The organism is Myxococcales bacterium, from assembly GCA_016712525.1.
In the GTDB taxonomy this organism is placed as follows: domain Bacteria; phylum Myxococcota_A; class Polyangia; order Polyangiales; family Polyangiaceae; genus JAAFHV01.
In genome coordinates this window covers 91425-114268 of sequence record JADJQX010000006.1, presented here as the reverse complement: position 1 = coordinate 114268, position 22844 = coordinate 91425, and the positions used below count along the sequence as shown (strand labels likewise).

Here is a 22844-nt window from a genome sequence, read left to right as displayed (position 1 = left end):
TTCATCCAGGGGAAAGCTCAATTCTTTCGAGCGCTTCGGGCTGATCTCCCGCAGCCGCCTCGTGCGCGGTGTCGCCGCCCCAGTCGCGCAGCACGCGGAGGTCGTCGGCGCGCAGGAACGGCGCGACCTCGTCGAGCGAGCCGACCCGAGAGGTGGGCGCGCCGAGCCTCCGGGCCGCTTGTTTGGCGAAGGCGGCGACGAGCGGGTGAGGTGACTGGACGAGGGCGAGCAGCTCGGGGACGACGTCGAACGCGCCGAGCTCGGCCGCCACGACGGCCGCGAAGGCGCGAGGGTCGGCGTGCCCACTCTCGACGGGAGCGCGTAACACGGCGCGAAGGCGCGCGTCGGCGAGGGGGCTCGCGGCGCGGACGCTCGTGGCGCGGTAGGTGCCCGACTCGAGCCCGAGCTCGACGTGCGCTTCGGCCGACCCCAGCCACGAGCGCGCCGACCGGACCACGCGCTCCCCGCCGTCGGCGTCCGTGATCTCGCACGGCCGGGTCCCCGCCAGATCGAGCGCGAGCGGGGCGGCTTGTTCTTCGGCATACGAAGCGAGGTGAGCCTCGAGGCGCTCCAGGTTGGCCTCGCCCGGAGTGCGCCCCGAGAACGTCTCGGTGGAGGTCTCCACCGTGACGTACGTCGCGACGGTGGTCGTGTTCCCCCCGTCGCGGCCGTGCGCCGTCGTGACACGCACCGCGCGAACCGAAGACCAAAAGAGCGCGCGGGGCTCGCTCTCGGACTCGACGATGAGCCCCCAAGGGACGAGCGCGAGCGCCGGGCCGTCGTCGCGACGACGCGCCCCGAGCACGAGCCCCATGGACGACATGCACGCGCCCACGAACGACAGCACCATGCCGCTCCCCCCGTGAGCGACCACGAGCCCGAGCCCGGCCACCGCGGCGCCGCCGAGCACGAGGGCTCGCGAGAGGCGCGCGCCCTTCGCCGGCTCGAGCGCGACGTAGCGAAAGTCCGGAGGGGGCTTCCCGGAAGGATCGGAGACGCGCGAGGCAACGTCTCGCAGGCGCGCGACCGGGCCCGAGGACGGTGTCGCCTCGTCCTCCTCGTCGTCGAGCAAGGGGTCGTCGCCTGGCTCGGGGGCTCCGCGCATCCCTCCTACGTTACCGCCCCGAGGCCGTTCGGCCACCTCCGAGCGAGCACCAAGAATGCCGCGCGACGCCGAGAGCCCGGATACACTCGGACGAGCTTGACTCCCTGTGTGCGCTGCCAAACCCCGATCGCCCCCGGAACGGTGGTGTGCCCGTCGTGCCGGTCGCTCCAGCCGTCGCGCCGAAAGGCCCCGCTCGTAGGCCCGGGCACGCGCATCGACAGAGGCTTCGGGACGTACGTCGTCGAGAGTCGCCTCGGCGCCGGCGCCATGGGCGTCGTGTGGAAGGCATGGCTCTTTTACGCGCCCGGAGGTCCCCACGCTGGAAAGGCCCCGCACCTCGTCGCGCTGAAGCAGCTCAAGCATCACGGGAGCCTGCACAACCAGTTCACCACGTTCTTCTTGCGCGAGGCCGACGCCCTCCGGCGCCTCTCCCACCCGAACGTGGTCGGGTTCTACGAGCTCTTCGAGTGGGTGCCTGCCGAGTCGAGCGCGGGGCCGTCGAGCGTGGGCTCTACCCTCACGCTCGCGCTCGAGTACGTCGACGGCGGGACGCTCGAGGACGTCATCGCCCGCCACGTCGCTCGCGCCAAGCTCGCCGGCCCGGCGGGGCTCCCCGGAGTGCCTTTTCGTCGCGCCTGGCACTACGTCGAGCAGCTCTTGGGCGCCCTCTCCGCGACCCACGCCCTCGACATCGTGCACCGCGACGTGAAGCCCTCGAACGTGCTCATCCGGAACGACGGCATCGTGAAGCTGACCGACTACGGCATCGCGCGCGTAGCGCCGCCGACCGCCGAAGAGGCGAAGAACGCCCCCGGGACGGGCGCGTACATGTCACCGGAGCAGGTGCTCGGGCAACCGCTCGACGGCCGAAGCGACCTCTACTCGGCCGGCATCGTCCTCTACGAGACGCTGACCGGGAGGCTGCCCTTCCCGACCGCCGATCGCAGCGAGTACGAGGTGCGCCGCGATCAAGTCGAGACCGCGCATCCCCCCGTTCGCCGCTATCTGCCGCAAGCGCCCCCCGTGCTCGAGGCGCTTTTCGCGCGAGCGCTCGCGAAGGATCCGAACGCACGATTTCGGACCGCACACGAGATGGGCGAGGCGTTTCGGGCAGCGTTCGGCATCGCGCCCTCCCCAACCTGGCAAGCGCAGAAGGATCTGTCCGACCTCGCGAAGGCGACCGCATCGAAGAGCGGCACGGCCAAGATGCAGGCCGCGCGCGACGCCCTCGTTCGAGGGTACCGCACGATGGGTATGCCCCAACCCGGGGCACACTAAACACCCGCAACTACACTAGATTTTGCGCACGACAGCTCAGGGGCGCCGGGCGCGCAGGACACGGACCTCGGTCGAGGCCTCGCGGTGCTGGGGGTTCAGTGTGAGCACGTCCTCGAACGCGGCGAGCGCGTCGACGTGCCGGCCGAGCGCCTTCAGCAACTTGCCTCGGTAGAAGTGCGCGCGCTCGCACGCGGGATCGTCGGCGAGGACGAGATCGAGCTCACCGAGCATGTCGGCTACCTCGTTCGGGCGCCCCTGGGATCGAATCCACAAGAGCAGCGCGCGATACTCCGCCTGCGAGGGATCCCCCTCGACGGCCTTCTCGGCGAGCGTCTCGGCGGTGGGCAGATCGCCGCGCTGAAGCGCCGCATCGGCCAGGCGGAAGTCGGTCATGGCTTCGAGCGCGCGCTCGGCGTCGGCCATGCCTCCCTCTTCGATCTCGACCTCGTCGAGGTCCACCGGGCCGGATTGTGTCGGCCGGGCAGCGAAAGCCGTCGCGCTCTGCTGGACTGGCTTCGCCGCGGGACGAGGCACGTTGGGCCGCATGGCCGCGAAGTTGGGCCGCGCGGTCGCGATCGCCGTCTTCTCGTCGTCGTCTTCGGTCGGGTGCGGCTCCGGCTGCGTGGGCGGCGGTTTGGGGCTCGGCTGCGCCGTGGCCACCGGCATACGCGCCGACGGGGCCTGACGGGAGGGCGTCTGCGCCGCGGGTGCGATCGGTCGGATCTGCGGGGCCGACGGGGCACCCGCGGGCCGGATGGGCCGAATCGCGGGACGCTTCATCGCCGCGTTTTGCCCCGTGCTCCCGAGGCTCGCCGGAGGCTGCTGCACCGACGGCTGCGGCACCGAGTGTTGGGGACGCGACTGTGACGCCGGGGGCGGTTCGAGGACCGGCACCGCGACACGAGGCGCGCGAGGCGAGGTGACGATCTGCGTGGGCGGAGACACGGAAGGCCGCGCCATCTCCTTGCGCGAGCCCCGAGCCGCCATCGGGCCTTTTTTCTGGCCTTTGAAGGCGAACTGACGTGTCACCGCGAAGGTGTACACGAGCGAGTTCACGACCTCTTCGTCGACGACACCGCGATCGACGAGATCCCCGTACGTGACGCTCTCGGTTCGCAAGACGGCCATGACGGCCTCTTCTTCGGGCGTGAGCACGAGCGACTCGAAATCGCACTCGTCGAAGAAGACGAGGGGGTGCTTCGCGATGCGCGTGAGGGTGGCGCGAATGCGCGAGCGATCTCGCCACTGGCGCGTCGACGTGAGGATCGAGTTGAGCGGGCCCTGGAGAGACAGGTCTCCCGCCCCCCACCCCTCGAGCGAGTTCACGTTGTAGAAGTACGAGTACGTCGTCTCGGGCTGGAGGTTCGTGAGCGCGGCGAGGTTCTCGAGGAGTTGGAGCTCGAGCCCGAGCCCGATGACCTGCTGGCTCACGCCACGATGCTCGGTCAGGTACTGACCGAACAGGAGCCCCTGCTGTTTCGCCTCCGCCGAGATCGCATCGAGCTCGTTCGGATCGAGCTGACCGAGACGGGCCAGAGCCTCACCGAGCTTCACGCCGCCGTACGCGAGGCGCACCTTGGCCGGGACGCCGCTGATGAAGTAGGCGGCGTGCTCGAACTCGCCCTCGGCGAAGATCACCGTCCCCGTGAGGGAGTGGTCGAGCATGTACACGAGGACGTGCACGAGCGGCGTCGCCGAGAGGACACCTTCGGCCGTCGGCGCGACGCCGTCAGGACGAATGCGCCCCATCGGTGCGGCCGTGGCAGCTGGTGACCTTCGCCCGGGATGGGACGGAGGCCGGCTCGCGCCGGGGGGCTGCGCGACACGACCTTCCTGCGAAGAGCCGAGCGACATGCCCACGCGGGAAGGGCTCGTGCCCATCGAAATGCCGGACGCGCTCACGCCGCTGGTGCTGACGCCGCTCGAGCTGCTGCGGTCACCGGCCGGAGAGTCGCCCCACGCGGAGTAGTCGGGTTGGGCCTGAGACGCCGGAGGAGAGCTCGCCGGATCGAGCCCGAGCTCGATGGGCGCGCGCGGGCCCCGCGGAGACTCTTGGATCGGATCCCAGGTCTCTTGCGGAGGCTTCGCGGCCTGCACGGGTGGCACCCACGCGGGCGCGGGCGCAGGCTTCGGTGCGGGCGCAGGCGGCGGCGGAGCCGAGTCGGCGGGGGGGTAGTCGGAGCCACCACCCGCGTTGCCATCTTCGCGGCGGAAGCCTTCGAGGCCCTTTTTCCAGCCGTCGATGCTCATCACCCGGTTGATCTGCCGGGGCGGCTCGCGGGGGTTCGGCTTGCCGAGGTCGATCTCGGGGCCGTTCGCGACGACGCCACCGCGGGCGTCCATGACGACCTTCACCTTGGGCTTGTCGAGCGGGCCCGTGGCTCCACGCGTGACCTCGCAGATCTCACCGGTGGAGAGCTGCACCACGGTACCGAGGGGCACGAGACCGAGCGCCGAGACGAGCATGCGCAGGACCGTCTTGTCGGACGGATCGGGCAGGTCTTCGTCGAGCTGGGCGACAGCGTAGTCCGTGGTGGGTGGAGGTAGACCTGGCTCGGGCGTGAGGAGGTCGTTGTAGCGGCGCGCGATGCGCATGATGCGCGCGTGGATCGTGGGCGGACGCTTCCCGCGGTACACGGCGCCGATCCACTGCTGGCGCCGCATCCACTGCGCCTCGTAAGCCACCACGGTGCGCGTGATCGAAGGCTCGTTCACGCGCCCGAGCGCCGTGAGCACCGCGGCCGTCCCTGCGGCGAGGCGGTCCTCTTGGTCTTCGGAGAGCGTGGTCATCATCGGGGCGAACTCGCCGGCCGAGGACTTCGCGAGCGCGAACGCCCTGGGGCGGGCCACGTCGTGCATCATGGCCGCCATGGCGACCTGCGCGAGCACCACGCGGTCCTGGGTGACCTCGCGGGCGACGGCGACGGCGAGGATGGCAGAGTTGACGGCGCGGCCCGCCTCGTCGTGGTTCGCGTTGCGCGCCTCGGTCACGCCGAGGTACGCGGCCGTGCTGCCTTCGGAGAGGTCCACGAGGCTCTGCGCGACGCGCTTGATGCGCCGCGGGAGCATGTAGTGGCTCTCCTGGAGGTCCTCGTAGAACCTGCGCATGACCACGACGGCCGAGGCGTACGTGCGGCGAATGCGCTGCTCTTGATCGAGCTGCTCGACCTCGATGCCGCGTAGACGGGCCGCGTCGGCGACCTTACGGAGGCGAATCTTGGGTGTCGGAGACCGGAACGAGCCGCGCTCGGTGCGCATGCACCGCGAGATCTCTTCGGCGAAGGCGAGCATCTCCTCGCGAGAGATGTCGCGCAGCATGATGAGCTCGGAGCCGCCGAGCCACTCGAAGATCTCGCCGAGCTCGGAGGCGAGCTGGTACACGCCACGGGAGCCCTTGAGGAGCTGCCCCGTGATGAACGCGGCCTTGTGCGCGAAGAGGATGTTGAGGTTCGCGCCCGAGCGGATGCAGTAGTCGGCCACGATGGCGACGGTCTGATCGAGCTGCTGGAGGAACGCTTGGTTCGTCAGGTTGTGGACCTGAGCGAGCTTCGCGAGCTTGTACACGGCCATGAGCGCGGCGGCGCCTTGGTCGCGTGCGTGCTCGCGGCGGACGAGCTCTCCCGCATCGTTCGTGACGATGTCGAGCCGCATCGTCATGACGGTGAACCTCCTTCGACGCGCGCCGCGATCTTGGCGAGCGCGGCGGTCGCGGCCTGACGTGTCTCTTCGGCCGTGCCCCAGCGAGAGGCGAAGACCTCGTTGAGGGCGGCGATCGCGAGCCTCGAGCGCGAGAAGTCTCCGAGGACCTCGCACGCGATGGCGCGGGTCGACTCACGCGACTCGGACGCGAGCACTCCACCCTTCTTGACGAGCTCGATCAGCATGGGCTCACCACGATCGGCGCCGAGGATGAACAGCGCCCGCAGGAGCTCCTTGCGCTCGTCGCTCCCGAGATCGAAGAAGGGCTTCGACTGGACGACCCTCTGCACGGCCACCCACGCGCCGCGGAGGCCGTAGCGAATCATCGCTCGGAGCGCCGCCATGCGAACCAGCGCCGACGGGTTGTCCAGCATGCGCGACACCTCGCCCACCGCTTGATCGGGCGACCCCATCATCAGGATCCGCGCCTCGACCCGCACGTTCACGTCGTCCGTCTGGGCGAGGCTCCCGAGCGCCTGGCGAGCGGCCGGGGTGCCCGCGCGCCCGAGCAGGCCGACGATCGCCGCGGCGACCTCGGAGTCGGCGCCGAGGGCCACTTGAGCGATCTCGCCCTCGCGCCCCGCGAGGTGACGCTCGAGGTACCCCACGAGGAGCGACCTCACCTGCGGAGGGGAGGGCTCGCGCAGCGCCGCCTGCACGACCGGGATCTCCGACGGCGGGAGGAGCGCGATGATGGGGAGGAACACGTCGACCCGAGAGGGATCGTCGCGCAGCTTCCGGATCACGAGGTCGAAGGTCTCGCCTCCGAACATCGCGCTCGTGAGCACCATCGCGAGCTTGCGCTGGTTCTCGGCGTTCGACACACGGTGCCCCACCCGCTCGACCACCGTGTTGTAGAGCTGCACGAGCACGTCCACGCGCCCCGCGACCACCAAGTCTTGCCCCGACTTGCGCAGCGAAGCGAGCACGAGGGGCGCGTCGCGGTTGGCGGCGGCGTCGAGGAAGCCATCGACCAAGCAGTCGACGAACCTGTCGGCCCACTGGTCGCGGCTCATCTCGAACTGGCTCAACATCGCACCTTTCACGACCTCGTCGAGCGCGAGCACGCTCTGGGTCCGAGGCGCGACGAGCGCGTTTTTGTCGGTCGAGATCGCCATGGTGCGCGTCTCGATGCGGCTGACGTTCTGCCGCGTGGCGTTCTCGGCTTGCTGCTCGAGCTGATCGGCCTCTTCGAAGAAGGCCTCGCGCTCCCCGGCGTCGCCCTCGGCGAACGCTTCGGCGCACTCGTAGCTCACGCTCGGAAGGTTCTTCTCCCAGAACGCGGCGGCGATGTCGTCCTCGGGGGGGAGATCGCGGCCCGGATCGAGGCTCATGAGCGTGAGGCACTCGCGGAGCTCTTCGAGCGTGATGGTGGCGCCGATGCGCATTTCGCGGATGCCGCAGGCGAAGAGGTTGTACGGGATCGAGTCGTACGGGGCCTGAGGCTCCCACACGTTGTGCCCGAACACGACGAACGAGTACGGGCGCACCGTGAACTTCATGAGCTCGGGCTCGCGCATGAGCGAATCCCGGAAGGCGTCGTGCGCGGTGCGGAGCGCCCGGTCGGTCGCGGGGTGCTGCCATCCGAACTGACGTACGCTCGGTAGAACGCGGTCGAAGTGCCGGAAGAGATCTTTGACGCCCTGGACACGCGGATCGTTCTCGGCGACCTCGGGCGCGGCGACGGCCGGCGCGGGCGCGGGCTTGGCAGGTGCGGGCTTGGCGCCGCTACCATCGCCTCGGGCGGCGACGTGAGAGCCGGAGGCGAGCGGAGCGTTGGCTTGCGGCGACGATCCACTCGTGCCGCCGTGCGAAGGCTCGTTCGCCGGTACGGGCTGCGGGGCTTGCGGAACCGGCTGCGGTTGCGCGGGACCTGCGGGCCCCTTGCCACGGCGCGCGGCCGCGCCTCCGTACGTGAGCGGCTCACCGCCCTGTTTCGCGAGCGCCTCGAGCACCGCGGCTTGCATCTCGCCGGCGTCGGCGAAGCGGTTACGCCGATCCCACTGGAGCGACTTGTCCGTCAGGGCGATGACCTCGAGGGGGAGGTTCGGCGCGAGGCGCGCGACGGAGGGCACGGGCTTCGTGGCGGCCATGACGAGCGCTTCTTGCTCGGTTCGCCCGTTGTTGATGCGGTGGCCGGTGACGAGCGCGTGGATCATCGCGCCGACGGAGAAGAGGTCGGCGCGGCCGTCGAGCTGGTCGACGAGGCCCATGGCCTGCTCGGGCGACATGTACGCGGGCGTGCCGAGGGCGGTGCCGGTCGCGGTGCGCTCGCTCGTCGCGTCGCGCATCTGGGCGACGCCGAAGTCGAGCACTTTGATGTCACCGATGTCGGTGATGAAGATGTTCGCGGGCTTGAGATCGCGGTGGATGACGTTGATCGCGTGGCACGCGACGAGGCAGTCGAGCACGCGCTCGGCGATCTGGAGGACGCGGACCACGGGCATCGTGCGGCCGCACTTCTTCCACGCGTCGCGGACGGTCTCGCCCTCGAGCAGCTCCATGACGAGGTACGGCTCGCCGTTCTCGGTGACGTCGTCGTCTTGGACTTGCACCGTGGCCGGGTGACCGACCTTGTTCGAGACGTAGGCCTCGCGGAGGAAGCGCTCGACGACGGTCTTCTCACGCGCGAAGTCGGCGTGGAGGATCTTGAGGGCGGCGCGCGTGCTGTTGCGGTGCACGGCGGAATACACGGCCGCCATACCACCGACGCCCAGCAAGGCCTCGATCGTCCACTTTCCCTTGATGACTTGGCCGACCCGGGCTGCCGGGTTTGCCGCGTCCGTCTGGGATTTGTCCGCCACGTTCTGCACCACCGGATGAAGGAAGCCTCCGTGGACGGCACGAGCGCCGACGAGGAGGACCAGAATGGACTCAGGATAGCGACCCTTCCATCCCGTACCCAAGCGAAGTTTTTAGCTTTCGAGCGGAAACGGGCCCGAGGGTCGGTCCGAGCGGGACCGGCCCCCTCCGAGCGACTTTTCCACAGGCCCCCCCACCAGGGCATGAGGTGCTACGGGTTCGGCTCGTCGGCGGACGTAGGCCGCGCTAGTGTCGAGCCGGAGGCAAGTGATGACGGTCGTCGAGCTGGATATTCAAGGAATGACGTGCGGCGGATGCGTCCAGGCGGTGAAGAACGTGCTCGGTCGCGTGCCCCACGCCGAGTCGTTCGACGTGAGCCTCGGTCACGCGGTACTGCGATTCGGTTCAGCCTGGGACGGCGCCGTAGAGCCGGCCATCGCGGCGGTGGAGCGCGCGGGGTTCGCCGCTACGGTCGCGGGTCCTCGGTAGCGCCGAGCGGGCGAACCACGAGGAGCCCGAGCGCCGCCGAGAGGAACCCCGCCACCGGCGCGAGCACGAAGGGCATCACCCCGAACCCGAGGCCGAGCACCGCGACGACGGTCGGCGCGAACGCCGCCACCACCCCGAGCCGCGCGCGCTCGCGAAGGGCCCTCGCCAACGCCAAGCTATGCGCGGCCGCGCGGACGTCGTCAGAGGCCAAAACTACTGAAAAGTCGCCTACTTGGCCAACAGAGCCGAGCGCGATCGAGACGTCCGCCGCCGCGAGCGCGCCCTCGTCGGTGGTGGCCCGGCCGAGGACCGCCACGACGTGCCCGCCTTCCCCGAGGGAGCGCACTTCGTCGGCGCGATCATGCGGGAGCACCTCGGGGCGCACGTGCTCGATGTCGAGCGCGCGCGCGAGCGTCTCGCAGGTCTCGCGGGTCTCACCGCTCACGAGCACCGGCTCCACACGAGCCTCGAGGAGCCGCTGAATCGCCGCACGCGCGCCGGGACGGAGCGCATCTTGGAGCCCGACGAACCCGACGAGCTTGCCGCCGACCGCGACGAGCATCACGCTCGCCCCCTGCCCCTCGAGCTCGCGCACGCGATCTTCGGCCGCCGCCACGCTGATTCGTTCTTTGAGCAGGAGGGCGCGGCTGCCGACGACCAGCGGCTCCCCGCTCGCGAGGAGCGACGTGACCCCGAGCCCCTCGTGCCGGAGGACGCTCCGAAGCGGCTCCTGGCGCGCCCCCTCGGCCATCGCGGCGCCGGCCAACGCCTTGGCCGCAGGGGTGCCGAACGAAGCCTCGGAGGCCGAAGCGAGCGCGAGGATCCGCCCCTGCGGATACGCCGGCACGACCGAACGAGTCGCGATGACCTCGGGTTCCCCCATGAGCACGGTGCCTCGCGAGCAGAGCACCGCGACGTCGGTCATTCCGGCGACCTCGAGCGCGCGCGGATCGCGAAAGACGATCCCGCTCGCGAGCGCGTCATGATGCGCTCGCGCGATCGACTGCGAGAGCGTCGCGAGCGCGCCGACGATCGAGAGCGCCGAGCCCGCCGCGAGCGACGCCGCCACGACCACGATCGACGACGCGTTGCTCGCGAGCTCGGCTGCGCCGACGAGGACACACACGAGCGGGAGGGAGCGAGGGGTCCATGTGCGCAAGAGACCGAAGAGCCCCGACGATTCTTTTCCGACGAACGGACGCGCGGCGAGGCGCTCGCGACCGACGGCCGTCGCCAACACCTCGAGCTCGCCCGATACGACGCGGAGCCCCGCGATGACGGCGTCGCCGGCGCGACGCGTAGCCTCCGTCGTGGCGTTCACCCAGGGCAGCACCACGGCCGTGCCACGTTCGACCACACCGTCGACGACGAGCGTCTCGCCCTCACGGACGACGACGACGTCCCCCAAACGAAGCAGTTTCGCAGGGACCACCGAGGGCGGGGCTCCGCCTCCGCTTCGCCTACGAGCGTCGCCATCGAGGAGCGCGGCGAGATCGTCGGCGAAGGCGCGGACGTCGGACTCGGCACGAACGACGAGCAAGTGGGCGAGCACCTCGAAGGCGAGCGCCGCACCGGCCGTGCTCACGACGACCCCCGCTTGCGACGACCCACGCATCACGGCGAAGGCACCGACGGCGACGAGGCCGAGCGGCGCGACGACCGACACGAGGCTCTCGCCCCCCGCGAACGTGCGCGGCTTGGTGCGTGCCCACACGGCGAAGGCGAGCGCGCCGAGGAAAGAGAGCCCGAGGCGCAGGTAGAGGCTCGAAAACCCGGCGAGCGGCGCGACGAACGTGGCCACACCGAGCGCGATGGTGAGCAGCGGAACGAGAACCCCACCACCAGAAGGCTCCGCGCGAGAGACGGGAGCCACCGACGCGGGCGCCGAGGTCGACCGCAGCGTGAGCGGAGCCGGTAGCGAGACGGGCTCGGTCTCCACCATCGCGGGATCCGACGCCGGAGGCTCGTCTCCCTCCGACATGTAGGTGATGGAAGCGGGCTCGGCCTCTCCGACGGCTTCTCTCGGGACGGCGGCCGGCAACACCCGAACGGGCGCGACCTCGGCCGCTGCCGGAGAGCTGCGCATCGTCGGGCGCGCGCCCGTCTCCGGGGAGTCGTCCTCGTCGGGCTCGTCGATGTCACGCGCAGCGGTCCCGTCGGGCTCGGACGCGACCCGGGCGCGAGGTCCCGAGTCGGCCGAGACCTCGCGGCTCGAGGGAGCCGCGGCCGGTGCCTCGAGCGTCGAGGGCGCACCGAGCGCGGCGGGGGGCTCTTCCGTCTTGCGAAGGACACGAGGCGGAGCCGCCGTGCGCTCGACACCGGAGACCCGCGGGGGATCGGCGGTACGATCCAGGGAGCCCTGCCCCTCCGGCGACGTCGACATATACGCCGCTTTGCACGAGAGGCCGCAAAAGTAGCGGAATCGCCCGTCGAGGATGGCGACGTGCCCCGCGCGCAACGGGTCTGTCGGCTTGCCACAGCCGAGACACTCCACCGTCGGGGGAGACTGCGCGGGGAACGACATGAGCGACGCGCGTTTTGCCGCGCCTCGGCGCGAAGCGCAAGCGGGCCCGAGCCCCCACCCTTCGGCGCCGAGCGCGCGGGCCCCGGGGATCAGAGCGAGGTCAGCACGCCGCGGAGCATCTTCACGGCCTCCGAGAGCTCCGATTTCGTCACGACGAGCGGCGGCACGAAACGGAGCACACGCTCCCCGGCGCCCGTGAGCAAGAGCCCCGAGAGCGCGGCTTTGGCCACCACGTCACGCGCGACGTACCCCGGACGCAGCATGAGCCCGCGAATGAGGCCCTGACCGCGCTCGAGCTCGCACACGTTCGGAAGCTCGGCGACGAGGGCCCGGAGCTCGCCCGCGAGGTGGTCGCCCTTCTCGCGCGCGCCTTCGACGAGGTTCTCTTCTTCGAGGATGGCGATCACGGCTCGCGCGGCCGCGCACGCGAGCGGGTTTCCACCGTACGTAGAGCCGTGCGTGCCCGGAGGGAGCGCTCCGCCGAGGGCCTCGCTCGTCACGATCGCGCCGATGGGGAATCCTCCGCCGAGGCCCTTCGCGAGCGCGATCGCGTCGGGCTTCACGGCCGTCTGCTGGAAGCCGAACCACGTCCCCGTACGACCGACGCCGGTCTGCACCTCGTCCACCAGGAGGAGCGCGCCCACGGCGTCGCATGCCTCACGCAAGCCCTCGAGGAAGGCCGCGGGTGCCGGGAGCACGCCGCCCTCGCCTTGCACCGGCTCCACCACGACGCCGGCGAACGAGGCGTCGAGCACACGCTTCACCGCGTCGAGGTCCCCGTACGGGACGTGCACGATCCCGGGCACTTCTCCGAATCCTTCTCGGTACTTGGGCGTCCCCGTGAGGCTCAGCGCGCCCATGGTGCGCCCGTGGAACGCGTTGTCGAAGGCGAGCAGCTTCGTGCGGGCCGAGTCGCCCCGATTGAACGCGTGCCGGCGCGCGAGCTTGAGGAGCGCCTCGTTGGCCTCGGCCCCCGAGTTGCAGAAGAGCGAGCGCGCGAGGCCCGACTTCTCGGCGAGCTCCTTCGCGAGGAAGATGTTCTCGTCGTTGTAAAACCAGTTCGACACGTGCCCGAGGCGCGCGACCTGCTCCGCGATACGCGCGACGTACTTGGGGTGCGCGTGGCCGACCGCGCAGACGGCGACGCCCGCGGCCATGTCGAGGTAACGCTTGCCTTCGACGTCCCACACCTCGCAGCCCTTTCCGCGCGTGAGCACGAAGGGCGCGGGGCGGTAATTTCCGTAGAGATACGTCTTGGCGAGGTCGAGGAGCTCGGCGTTCGTGGGCATGGTTCTGGTTCCTTATTTCGGACCAAATCGGCCCGACGTCGAGATCCAGTTTCGACAAACCGCAGGCCGAGGTGGATCCGTCAGCGGATCTTGCCGACGTACGAGGCGGTCGGGGGCAGCGTGACGACGAGCTTTCCGCCCTCGCGCCGCGCCGTTCCCTCGCCGAGCTTCCATTCGGACGCCGTGCCCTCGACCTCGGCCGAAACAGATTGCTCGCTCTCGGTGAGGTTCTCGACCACGACGTAGGCCTCGTTCGCGTCGCTGCGGGTGAACGCGAAGACGCTCGGGTTGCCCACGTCGACGAGGCGCATGGCGCCGGTGCCGAACACCGCGCGCCCACGGCGGAGCGCGAGCATCTGTTTGTAGTGCGTGAACATCGAGGCCGGATCGTCCTTCTCGGCCTCGAGGCTCGTGTCGGCCGCGGCCTCACCGAACGCGATCCAGGGCTTTTGTGCCGTCGTGAAGCCGTGCCCGGGCGCGCGGGTCCAGGGCATCGGCGTGCGGGCCACGTCGCGCGCGTCGACCACGCGCTCGGTGCCGTGACGGAGGCCGAGCTCCTCGCCGTAGTAAATGTAGGGCGTGCCGCGCGCGAACATCTGGATCTCCGCGGCGCGCCGCTGCTTCCACTCTTTCCCCTGGGCGACGGCGTACGCGCGGCCCACGTCGTGCGAGCCGATGACGAGCGCGCTCTGCGCCCCCTCCGGGAACGTCTCGGCGACGGTGAAGGCCTTGTCGATGCCCGAGCGGCTCTCGCTCTGGAAGGCGAGCGGCCAGAGGTAGCCGTAGTCGAAGAGGAAGGCCATTTGGAACGCGTCTTTGCCGTTCCCGAAGTAGGGCTTCGGCGTGTCGAAGAGCACCGACTCGGCGACCATCGCGCGCTCGGGGAAGCCGTCGAGCACGCCGCGGAGCTTCTTCACGTACTCGGCCGTCTTCGGCTGGAGCGCGCCGCAGTCCTTCGGCACGGGCGTCTCGAAGAGGAGGCCGATCACGTCGCAGCGAAACCCGTCGACGCCCTTCTCGAGCCAGCGCTTCGCGACGCCCAGGGTCTCGTCGACGACCTTCGGGTTATCGAAGTTGAGGTCGGGCTGACCGGGGTAAAACCTATGAAAGTAGTACTGATTTCGCTGGGGCTCGAGCGTCCACGGAACGGTGCCGAAGGTGGAGTTGAACGGGCCACACGCGTTGCCTTCGGCCGACGGCGTGTCGCTCCACACGTAGTAGTCGGACTTGGGCGACGTCTTGCTCGCGCGCGACTCTTGGAACCACGGGTGCTCGGACGACGTGTGGTTGAAGACGAGGTCCAAGAAGACGCGCATCTTGCGCGCGTGCGCCTCGGAGAGCAGCTTCTCGAGGTCTTGGTTCGTGCCGTACTCGGGCGACACGGCGTCGTAGTCGGAGACGTCGTAGCCCGAGTCCTTGAAGGGGCTCTTGAAGATGGGCATGAGCCATAGAGCGTCGACGCCGAGGCGCTTCAGATCGTCGAGCCGCGACGTGAGCCCAGGCAGATCGCCGATGCCGTCGCCGTTCGAGTCTTGGAACGAGCGCACGTACACCTCGTAGAAGACCGCGTGGCGGTACCAGTCGGGCCCCTCGAGGAGCTTCGCGGCCGAGGCCTCTTGCTCCGCGCTCGGCGACGTGGGCGCGACGGGACGAGGCGCTGGGGAATCGTCGACCGAGGAGCACGCGAGCCCGAGCGAGGCGAGAGCGGCAAGCGGGAGGAGCCTTCGTCGCATGCCAGCATCGTGGCACGAATCGGCCCTCGGAGACGGAAATGGCGCGCCCCCCGAGGAAGGCACGCCATTCGTAAACCACTGAAAATACTACAAATTCAGGAGACGATCCCGAGCTTCTTGCCGGCCTTGGTGAACGCGGCGATGGCGCGATCGACCTGCTCGAAGGAGTGGTCCGCCGAGAGCTGCACACGGATGCGCGCCTCGCCCTTGGGGACGACCGGGTAGTAGAAGCCGATCACGTAGATGCCCTCTTCGAGGAGCGCGGCCGAGAGATCCTGCGAGAGGCGCGCGTCGCCGAGCATCACGGGCACGATCGGGTGGATGCCCTCTTTGATGGTGAAGCCGGCCTTCGTCATGCCCTCGCGGAAGCGGAGGGCGTTCGCCATGACCTTGTCGCGGAGCTCGGTCGTGCGGCCGAGGAGGTCGAGCACGGCGATGGACGCGCCCACGATCGCCGGCGGGATCGAGTTCGAGAAGAGGTACGGGCGCGAGCGCTGCCGGAGCATCGCGATGATCTCCTTCTTGCCCGTGGTGAAGCCGCCGGCCGCGCCGCCGAGGGCCTTGCCGAGCGTGGAGGTCATCACGTCGATGCGGTGCGCGACGCCGAAGTGCTCGGGCGTGCCGCGGCCGGTCTTGCCGATGAAGCCGCTCGCGTGCGAGTCGTCCACCATGACCATGGCGCCGTATTTCTCGGCCAAATCGCAGATCTTATCGAGCTGGGCGAGGTAGCCGTCCATCGAGAAGACGCCGTCGGTCGCGATCATGCGGAGGCGCTTGCCCTGGGTTTTCTTGAGGGCCTCTTCGAGGGCGGCGAGATCGCCGTTCGGGTACCTGTGGCGCTCGGCCTTGCAGAGGCGGATGCCGTCGATGATGGAGGCGTGGTTGAGCGCGTCGGAGATGATGGCGTCCTCCTCGCCGAGCACGGTCTCGAAGAGGCCGCCGTTCGCGTCGAAGCACGACGAGTAGAGGATGGTGTCCTCGGTGCCGAAGAAGGCCGAGATCTTCTCTTCGAGGCGCTTGTGGAGGTCTTGGGTGCCGCAGATGAAGCGCACCGAGCTCATGCCGAACCCGTGCGAGTCGATGGCCGCGTGCGCCGCGCGGATGACCTCGGGGTGGGACGAGAGCCCGAGGTAGTTGTTCGCGCAGAAGTTCAGCACCTCCTGCGGCGCGCCTTCGCCGACGCGAATGCTCGCCGACTGCGGGCTCGTGATGATGCGCTCGTTTTTGTAGAGGCCCGCCTCGCGGATCTCGGAGAGGGTCTTTTCGTAGACGGACTTCGCGGCGTCGAACATGGCGCGGACCATAGACGCCCGCGGCGCTTCGCCTCAAGCCCTGCCGAAGGCCACGCCGCGCGATGACGCACCGGCCCGTCGCGTCAATGGAAGGCGCGAGGAGGACCGAGGACGTCCAAGAACCCCGTGGTCGCGAACCGCGTGGCGACCTCGGCGATGCGGCTCTTTTGCTCCGCGGAGAGGAACACCACGCCGCCGCCGCGCTCGTAGCTCATGAGGTTGTCGACCACCGTGGTGTGCCCATTGCCGAAGAAGTGACCGAGCTCGTGGGCGAGCACCGACGGCATCGCGATCGACGAGAGCACGATGTACCTCCGGCGGTCCTTGCGCTGCGTCCACGTGACGCCTCGACGCACACGCCCTGGCTCGTCGACATCCATGAGCGAGCGCACGACGAACACGTTCACGAGGCGCGGCTCGATGCCGTCGGCGAAGGCGTCACGGTCTTCGCGCGTCTCGACGTCGACCCTGCCTTTTCCGGGCTTTCCGATCGTCCGCACGACCCACCGAAAGTGCACGCCCAAAGGGCCGAAGAGGCGCTCGGCCTCGGCGAGCTGCGCGTCGATCCACGCGTCGTCGCGCACGGGCGTTCCCTCGGGCTCGGCCACGTGGACCGCGACGCCGAAGGTGCGCTCCTCGGCGCGCGCGGGCCGAGAAACCGCGGAGAGCACGCTGGCGAAAGTGACCACGACGAACGCACGGAGAGGCGACACGGCTTGGTTCTAGTCGCGATCGCGAAGCTCGTCCCGGACCATGGTCACCGAATTCGTCGGCTCGGTTTTCGATGCCCGAGGGGCTCCCGCCCGAGGGGCTCCCGGCAGCCTCTCTCGCTCCGTTTTCGACGCCCAAGGGGCTCCCGGCAGCCTCTCTCGCTCCGTTTTCGATGCCCGAGGGGCTCCCGGCAGCCTCCCTCGCTCCGTTTTCGATGCCGATGCCCGAGGGGCTCACGGCAGCCTCCCTCCCGCTCCGTTTTCGATGCCCGAAGGGCTCACGGCAGCCTTCCTCGCTCCCCCCCCTCCGTACTTCCGATGCCCCCGAGGGCTCCAGGGAGCCCCGTCACGACGAAAAACGCGGCTCTTTCCGCGGCTCACTGCGCACGCGCACTCCGCTTCGCCTCGCGCCCGTTTCCGAATCGTCACATGACGCGGTGAGCTTCCCCGCTATTGCCTCTCGCGCCATGTCGAGCCCGCTCGTCGCCGTCGTGATGGGGTCCAAGTCCGACTGGGAGACGATGGCCCACGCCGTCACGGTGCTCGAAGAGCTCGGCGTGCCGCACGAGGTGAAGGTCGTCTCGGCGCACCGCACGCCCGACCTGCTCTTCACGTTCGCCGAGGGGGCGCGGGCGCGGGGCATCCGTGTGATCGTCGCGGGCGCGGGCGGCGCGGCGCATCTCCCCGGGATGATCGCCGCGAAGACCACGCTCCCCGTGCTCGGCGTGCCCGTGCAGTCGAAGGCGCTCTCGGGCCTCGACTCGCTGCTCTCGATCGTGCAAATGCCCGGCGGAATCCCGGTCGGCACGCTCGCCATCGGCCACGCCGGCGCGAAGAACGCGGGGCTCTTGGCCGCGCAGATCTTGGCGACGACGGACGAGGCGCTCGCGAAGAAGCTCGACGCCTACCGAGAGGCGCAGCGCGACGCCGTGTTGTCGGATCCGGATCCGAGGAGCACGCCGTGACGACGGTGGGGGTCATCGGCGGCGGGCAGCTCGGGCGCATGCTCGCGGTCGCGGGCGCGAAGCTCGGGTGCCGGTTCGTGGTGCTCGATCCGTCGTCGACCTCGTGCGCGGGCGACGTGGCGAGCCGCATCGTGGGCGGGTATGACGACGAAGCCTGCCTCGTCGAGCTCGCCCGGCGCTCGGACGTGGTGACGATCGAGTTCGAGAACGTGCCGCCCGACGCGTCACGCTTCCTCGCCGCGCTCGTGCCGGTGCACCCGAGCCCTCACGCGCTCGCGACGGCGCGCGACCGCCTGAACGAGAAGCGCGCGTTCCGCGACCTCGGCATCGAGGTGGCCGATTTTCGCGAGGTCGGCTCGTACGAAGACCTCGAGAGGGCGACACGGGAGCTTGGTTTTCCGTGCTTCTTGAAGACTCGTGTCTTCGGGTACGACGGGCGTGGGCAGCGCGTGCTCCGCGCCGAGAGCGACGTGCGCCCCGCGTGGGAAGCGCTCGGCAAGGTGCCGCTCGTGCTCGAGGCCGCGGTGCCATTCGACGCCGAGGTGTCGCTCGTGGCCGCGCGCAGCGTCACGGGCGAGGTGCGGTACTACCCGCTCAACGTGAACGTGCACCACCAGGGCGTCTTGCGCTTCTCGCGGCCGGTAGCCGCGCCCGTCACGCCGAAGCTGCAGGAGCTGGCCGAATCGCACGTGAAGCGCGTGCTCGAGGGGCTCGACTACGTCGGGGTGTTGGCCGTCGAGATGTTCGTGGTGGGAGAGCGGCTCGTCGCCAACGAGATGGCCCCGCGCACGCACAACAGCGGGCACCACACGATCGAAGGGTCGCGCACCTCGCAGTTCGAGAACCAGGTGCGCGCGATCCTGGGCCTGCCCCTCGGGGACACGTCGCAGCTCGCGCCTGTGGCGATGGTGAACCTGCTCGGCCACGTGCCCGACATGGGCCCCTTGCTCGCCATGCCCGACGTGCACGTGCACGCGTACGGCAAGTCGGCCTCACCGGGTCGCAAGGTGGGCCACGTCACGGTGCGCGCCACGACCGAGGCTGCGCTCGACGAGAAGCTCACCGAGGTCGCCCGGCGCGTGTGCCCCGAGCTCGTGGACCGCCTGCCCCTTCACCGGTAACCGAGCCGCACCGCGTCGAATCCACCGCACTGAGGACCTCGGTGGTCCTCCCTTCCACCTGAGGAACCCCAAGATCTCCCAAGAATCTGTGCGCTCGGGCGTGCGTTTCGGCAACCGTGTGATAGACCCACCTACACTAACGCACCATGTCATCGCCCGCCGACAAAAAGCCCGAACGCAAGCCCGTCGTCCGCGCGCACAACCTGTCGCTCGGCCGGTACTCGGTCACGGACGCCCCCACGGAAGAGAGCCCGTACGACAAGCCCTCGCGTCCGAGCTCGTGGCCTCCCCCGCCCATCTCGGGGGTGCACGAGCGGGTCGCACGCGCCTCGGACCGGCCTCCCGCTCAACGCACCCCGTCGACCCCGCCAGCCGCCATGCTCGTGCGCGAGGACCGCTCCGAGCGCCGCATCGCCGAGGTCGAGCCGATCGTCGCGCCCGCGAGCCGCAGGCCCCCGTCCGTACCAGAACCGTCGGCGCCGACCGTGGCCGAGGTCGAGGATTTCCCCGCGGTTCCCTCGTTCGACATGGTCCCTACCCTCTCGCCCGACGCCCACGCCGCCGCGCTCGCGCGCCTCGAGCCTCCCCACATGGTCGTCGAGACGGCGCACGGTATCTTCGTGAGCTCACCTTCGCCCGAGGGGTTTCTTCCGGTCCGCGAGCCTCGGAAGACGCTCACCGTCGGCACCGTGCTGCTCGCGCTCGTGGTCCTCGTCGTCGCAGCGTTCGCCGCGCTGGTGGTGTGGGAGATGGCGGGTCGCTGACGCCGACCGACGTTCGAGGTTCAGCGCCACCAGCTGGGAGGTGAGCGCGAAGCCCCATCGACCAAGGAGGGTCGTGGTCAGTTCTTCGTCGCGCAGCAGGTCGACGCGCCTGGCACGTCCGCGACACCCGCTTGCGCCGTCGCGGTCGCCACGTTCACCGCGCCGAAGAACACGATCGCGAGCCCCGCCGCACGGCGCACCCAAGGCGCCGTCGCGAGCTTGGCGACGAGTCGGCTGAACGCGCCCACGGCGAGCATCATCGGCAGTGTACCCAAGCCGAAGGCCAGCATCGTCGCCGCGCCGTCCGAGGTCTTGCCCGTGGCCACGGCGAGGCCGAGCGCGCCGTACACGAGCCCGCAAGGCATGAAGCCCCACGTGAGCCCGAGCGCGAACGCCGAGGGAACGGTGCGCACGGGCAGGAGGCGCTTCGCGAGGGGCTCGACGCGACGCCACACCGGGAGGCCGACCTTCTCGATGGCGCGGAGCTTCGTGAACGCGCCCGACATGTAGAGCCCGACGAGCACCATGAGGAGCCCGGCGCCGAGCCGAAGCGCGACCTGGGCCGCGCGGAGGGCCTCGAACCTGTCGAGCATCGAGCCAAGGCCGCCGAGCACGGCGCCGAACAGCGCATACATGGTGACGCGGCCGATGCTCATGGCCACTTGGATCGCAGGGCCCGACGCGCTCTTCTTCGTGCCGATTTGCACGAGACCTCCCGAGAGCACCGACACCACGCCACCGCACATGACGGCGCAGTGGGTGCTGCCGAGGAGGCCCATCAAGAGCGCCGACCCTACGACCGCGAGGTTCACTTCTTGGCTCCGAGGAAGGTGGCCTTGAAGGGCTTCTCTTTTTCACCTTCGGGTGACACGACGACCATCACCGGGAAATCTCCCGCGTAGTCCGCCCGCGGGAGCTCGACGAAGATGGGCACGTGGCGGTCTTCGAGCGAGCCGAGCGTGACCGTCGGGGTCGACACGGTGGTCTTGATCACGGGCACCTTGCCATTGGGGAGCGCACCGGCCTGGACCTCGAGCCGGAACGTGGTCGTCGTGCTGCGCTTGTTCACGAGGTGCACGTCGAACGCGTTGCGCACGTTCTCGCCCTCGAAGGTGTACGGCGCGCCGCGGAGGCGGAGCACGTTGGCCTCGAAGTCGGTGCGGGAGCGGAACGCGAAGGTCGCGACGACGGCGCCGATCAGGCCGAGCACACCGTAGAGCGCGAGGCGCGGGCGGAAGAAGCGCCGCTTCTTCCCCTCGAGGCCGTTCGTCGAGTCGTAGCGGACGAGCCCGCGGGGGCGGCCCACCTTGTCCATGATGTCGTCGCAGGCGTCGATGCAGGCCGTGCAGGCGATGCAGTCGAGCTTGAGGCCATCCCGGATGTCGATCCCTGTCGGGCACACGGCCACGCACCGACCGCAGTCGACGCAGTCGCCCTCGGCTTTGCCTTTCTTTCCGCGAGGCTCGCCGCGCTTCGCGTCGTACCCCACGACGAGCGAGTCCTCGTCGACGAGCACCGACTGAAGGCGCCCGTAGGGGCACATCACGACGCAGAACTGCTCACGAAACCAGCCAAAATTGAAATACAGGATCCCGGTCAGGGCGAAGATCCACGCGAAGGCCTCGGGGTGCGCCGAGGGGGCGCCACGCACCATGGCGAAGGCCTTGGGGATCGACACGAAGTAGGCGAGCACCACGTGCGCGAGGAGAGACGACACGGCAATGAACGCCGCGTGTTTCGCGATGTGACGCGCCGAGCGCCCGAAGGTGGACGGCCCCGCGTCGCGCTTGCGTCGCTCCTCGGCGGAGCCCTCGATAAGGCGTTCGATGCGGCGGTAAACCCCCTCGATGAACACGGTCTGAGGGCACGCCCACCCACACCACACACGACCGAGCACGGCCGTGAGCACGACGAGCGTGAAGCCGAAGCCGCTCAGCGGGAAGAAGAGGAGCCAGCCGTCTTGGGCGTTGAACGTCGCCCCGAAGAGGAAAAACCTCCGGGTCTCGACGTCGACGAAGACGGCCGGGTTCCCACCGATCTTGACCCAGGGAAGGACCGCCCAGAGGACCACGAGCACGACGAACGCGAGCTTTCGCGCGATGTCGTAGCGCCCGTGGACGTCGGACGGGATGATCTTCGGCTTCTTGCCGTCCGTTCGGACGGCCCCCTGCCCCCGGCCGTCGTCGTGCACGATGGCGAGACGACGACGCTCTTTGGCGGTGGCAGAGGCGCCGCGTTCTGGGCCTTCCCCCCCGGAGCCGCCCGCCCCGACGGGAACGGGATCTGCCTTCTGGGCGGGGCGACTCTCGGGTGCGTTGCTCATGGGCCTGCCGTTATCTGACCTTGTGGCGCTTTGCCACCGGGCACGTTGGTGTCTTTCAGCGTGAGTACGTACGCCGAGACCGCGAGCACCTTCTCGTCGCCGAGCTGGGGCCCCCACTCGGGCATCCCCTTGGCGGGCACGCCCTTGCGGACCGTTTGATAGATTTTGTCGCCCGTTCCCCCGTTGATCCAATAGGCGTCGGTGAGGTTGGGGCCGATGTTGCCGCCGCCGTCGGCGCGGTGGCAGGCAGCGCACGTCGCCACGAAGACCTCTTTGCCTTTCTCGATCGACGAGGGCGTCTTCGAGAGGGCGATGATGGTGTCGGCCGAGACGTTACCCTTCTTGGCCTCTTCGAGGCGAATGACCGCCATCTCCTCTTGATGGGACTCTTCTTGAGATTTCCAAGCCCCGATTTTGTGCTCTCCGTACCAATAGAAGATGGCGAAGGCCACCGTGCCGTAGAGGGTATAGAGCCACCAAAGGGGGAGCTTGTTGTCCTCTTCGACGAGATCGTCGTCGTAGATGTGGACCGGGGGTTCGTTCTTGTTCTCCCCGTGATCGGAGGAGTGTTTGTCAGCCGTCATGGGATTCGTCCTCCAAGAGGGGCAACGAGGCGTCGTGATCGACCTCGGCGGTCGTCCTTCGCATCGCCCTCACCGTCTCCGCCGCGAAGACGAAGATGAAGAGGAACAGCGCGAGGAGGGGCAGCGCGAGCAAGGGGGTCTGAGAGAGCAGCTCTTTGTGCATGGC

At 69.4% G+C, this 22844-nt stretch carries 17 protein-coding genes; 5 read left to right on the top strand and 12 right to left on the bottom strand.

Going from position 1 to position 22844, the window contains the following annotated elements:
* Position 1 precedes the first annotated feature (1 nt).
* Positions 2 to 1105 carry a hypothetical protein gene (locus tag IPK71_12430; protein MBK8214539.1) on the bottom strand — a complete coding sequence of 368 codons (1104 nt, stop codon included), beginning with the start codon at positions 1103 to 1105 and terminating at the stop codon, positions 2 to 4.
* Between the two features lie 108 nt (positions 1106 to 1213).
* On the opposite strand from IPK71_12430, the gene IPK71_12425 reads away from it, so the two are divergent.
* On the top strand, positions 1214 to 2383 hold the full coding sequence (locus IPK71_12425) for a serine/threonine protein kinase (protein MBK8214538.1): 1170 nt from the start codon (positions 1214 to 1216) through the stop codon (positions 2381 to 2383).
* 36 nt (positions 2384 to 2419) lie between these two features.
* Here the strand turns inward: IPK71_12425 and IPK71_12420 are convergent, their stop codons facing one another.
* Together IPK71_12420 and IPK71_12415 are read right to left on the bottom strand one after the other, a co-directional pair.
* Complete coding sequence (locus IPK71_12420) at positions 2420 to 6040, bottom strand: hypothetical protein (protein ID MBK8214537.1); 3621 nt, start codon at positions 6038 to 6040, stop codon at positions 2420 to 2422.
* Positions 6037 to 8886 (bottom strand): protein kinase, encoded by a 2850-nt coding sequence (locus IPK71_12415; protein ID MBK8214536.1) that lies wholly within the window; start codon positions 8884 to 8886, stop codon positions 6037 to 6039. The genes IPK71_12420 and IPK71_12415 overlap by 4 nt, the downstream gene beginning before the upstream one ends.
* Before the next feature lie 268 nt (positions 8887 to 9154).
* On the opposite strand from IPK71_12415, the gene IPK71_12410 reads away from it, so the two are divergent.
* Entirely contained in the window at positions 9155 to 9373 is a 219-nt protein-coding gene (locus tag IPK71_12410; protein MBK8214535.1) for a heavy-metal-associated domain-containing protein, read from the top strand.
* Here the strand turns inward: IPK71_12410 and IPK71_12405 are convergent.
* From IPK71_12405 to IPK71_12385, 5 genes are all read right to left on the bottom strand, one after another.
* Entirely contained in the window at positions 9351 to 11756 is a 2406-nt protein-coding gene (locus IPK71_12405; protein MBK8214534.1) for an HAD-IC family P-type ATPase, read from the bottom strand. The genes IPK71_12410 and IPK71_12405 overlap by 23 nt on opposite strands.
* A 230-nt stretch (positions 11757 to 11986) precedes the next feature.
* Entirely contained in the window at positions 11987 to 13186 is a 1200-nt protein-coding gene (locus IPK71_12400; protein MBK8214533.1) for an acetylornithine/succinylornithine family transaminase, read from the bottom strand.
* A gap of 80 nt (positions 13187 to 13266) precedes the next feature.
* Positions 13267 to 14919, bottom strand: a complete 1653-nt coding sequence (locus IPK71_12395) for an alpha-glucosidase C-terminal domain-containing protein (protein MBK8214532.1) — start codon at positions 14917 to 14919, stop codon at positions 13267 to 13269.
* Between the two features lie 95 nt (positions 14920 to 15014).
* Positions 15015 to 16211, bottom strand: a complete 1197-nt coding sequence (gene kbl, locus IPK71_12390) for a glycine C-acetyltransferase (GenBank protein MBK8214531.1) — start codon at positions 16209 to 16211, stop codon at positions 15015 to 15017.
* Between the two features lie 83 nt (positions 16212 to 16294).
* Entirely contained in the window at positions 16295 to 16924 is a 630-nt protein-coding gene (locus tag IPK71_12385; GenBank protein ID MBK8214530.1) for a hypothetical protein, read from the bottom strand.
* A 464-nt stretch (positions 16925 to 17388) separates the two neighbouring features.
* Here IPK71_12385 and purE point away from each other — a divergent pair, with 464 nt between their 5' ends.
* The 3 genes from purE to IPK71_12370 all read left to right on the top strand — a co-directional run bounded on the left by purE (position 17389) and on the right by IPK71_12370 (position 19771).
* Complete coding sequence (gene purE / locus IPK71_12380) at positions 17389 to 17886, top strand: 5-(carboxyamino)imidazole ribonucleotide mutase (protein MBK8214529.1); 498 nt, start codon at positions 17389 to 17391, stop codon at positions 17884 to 17886.
* 38 nt (positions 17887 to 17924) lie between these two features.
* On the top strand, positions 17925 to 19007 hold the full coding sequence (locus tag IPK71_12375) for a 5-(carboxyamino)imidazole ribonucleotide synthase (protein ID MBK8214528.1): 1083 nt from the start codon (positions 17925 to 17927) through the stop codon (positions 19005 to 19007).
* 146 nt (positions 19008 to 19153) lie between these two features.
* Complete coding sequence (locus IPK71_12370) at positions 19154 to 19771, top strand: hypothetical protein (GenBank protein MBK8214527.1); 618 nt, start codon at positions 19154 to 19156, stop codon at positions 19769 to 19771.
* 77 nt (positions 19772 to 19848) lie between these two features.
* Here the strand turns inward: IPK71_12370 and IPK71_12365 are convergent, their stop codons facing one another.
* Genes IPK71_12365 through IPK71_12350 form a run of 4 tightly spaced genes read right to left on the bottom strand, consistent with a single transcriptional unit; the run spans position 19849 to position 22841 of the window.
* Complete coding sequence (locus IPK71_12365) at positions 19849 to 20583, bottom strand: sulfite exporter TauE/SafE family protein (protein MBK8214526.1); 735 nt, start codon at positions 20581 to 20583, stop codon at positions 19849 to 19851.
* On the bottom strand, positions 20580 to 22094 hold the full coding sequence (gene ccoG / locus IPK71_12360) for a cytochrome c oxidase accessory protein CcoG (GenBank protein ID MBK8214525.1): 1515 nt from the start codon (positions 22092 to 22094) through the stop codon (positions 20580 to 20582). The genes IPK71_12365 and ccoG overlap by 4 nt, the downstream gene beginning before the upstream one ends.
* On the bottom strand, positions 22091 to 22678 hold the full coding sequence (locus IPK71_12355; GenBank protein ID MBK8214524.1) for a c-type cytochrome: 588 nt from the start codon (positions 22676 to 22678) through the stop codon (positions 22091 to 22093). Before IPK71_12355 ends, ccoG begins: the two co-directional genes overlap by 4 nt.
* On the bottom strand, positions 22668 to 22841 hold the full coding sequence (locus IPK71_12350; GenBank protein ID MBK8214523.1) for a hypothetical protein: 174 nt from the start codon (positions 22839 to 22841) through the stop codon (positions 22668 to 22670). The genes IPK71_12355 and IPK71_12350 overlap by 11 nt, the downstream gene beginning before the upstream one ends.
* Positions 22842 to 22844 lie beyond the last annotated feature (3 nt).

Coding starts and splice junctions, on each gene's coding strand:
- IPK71_12430 (MBK8214539.1), bottom strand. CDS start 1,105: ATGCGCGGAGCCCCCGAGCCAGGCGACGACCCCTTGCTCGACGACGAG.
- IPK71_12420 (MBK8214537.1), bottom strand. CDS start 6,040: ATGACGATGCGGCTCGACATCGTCACGAACGATGCGGGAGAGCTCGTC.
- IPK71_12410 (MBK8214535.1), top strand. CDS start 9,155: ATGACGGTCGTCGAGCTGGATATTCAAGGAATGACGTGCGGCGGATGC.
- IPK71_12405 (MBK8214534.1), bottom strand. CDS start 11,756: ATGTCGACGTCGCCGGAGGGGCAGGGCTCCCTGGATCGTACCGCCGAT.
- IPK71_12400 (MBK8214533.1), bottom strand. CDS start 13,186: ATGCCCACGAACGCCGAGCTCCTCGACCTCGCCAAGACGTATCTCTAC.
- IPK71_12395 (MBK8214532.1), bottom strand. CDS start 14,919: ATGCGACGAAGGCTCCTCCCGCTTGCCGCTCTCGCCTCGCTCGGGCTC.
- kbl (MBK8214531.1), bottom strand. CDS start 16,211: ATGTTCGACGCCGCGAAGTCCGTCTACGAAAAGACCCTCTCCGAGATC.
- purE (MBK8214529.1), top strand. CDS start 17,389: ATGTCGAGCCCGCTCGTCGCCGTCGTGATGGGGTCCAAGTCCGACTGG.
- IPK71_12375 (MBK8214528.1), top strand. CDS start 17,925: ATGCTCGCGGTCGCGGGCGCGAAGCTCGGGTGCCGGTTCGTGGTGCTC.
- IPK71_12370 (MBK8214527.1), top strand. CDS start 19,154: ATGTCATCGCCCGCCGACAAAAAGCCCGAACGCAAGCCCGTCGTCCGC.
- ccoG (MBK8214525.1), bottom strand. CDS start 22,094: ATGAGCAACGCACCCGAGAGTCGCCCCGCCCAGAAGGCAGATCCCGTT.
- IPK71_12355 (MBK8214524.1), bottom strand. CDS start 22,678: ATGACGGCTGACAAACACTCCTCCGATCACGGGGAGAACAAGAACGAA.
- IPK71_12350 (MBK8214523.1), bottom strand. CDS start 22,841: ATGCACAAAGAGCTGCTCTCTCAGACCCCCTTGCTCGCGCTGCCCCTC.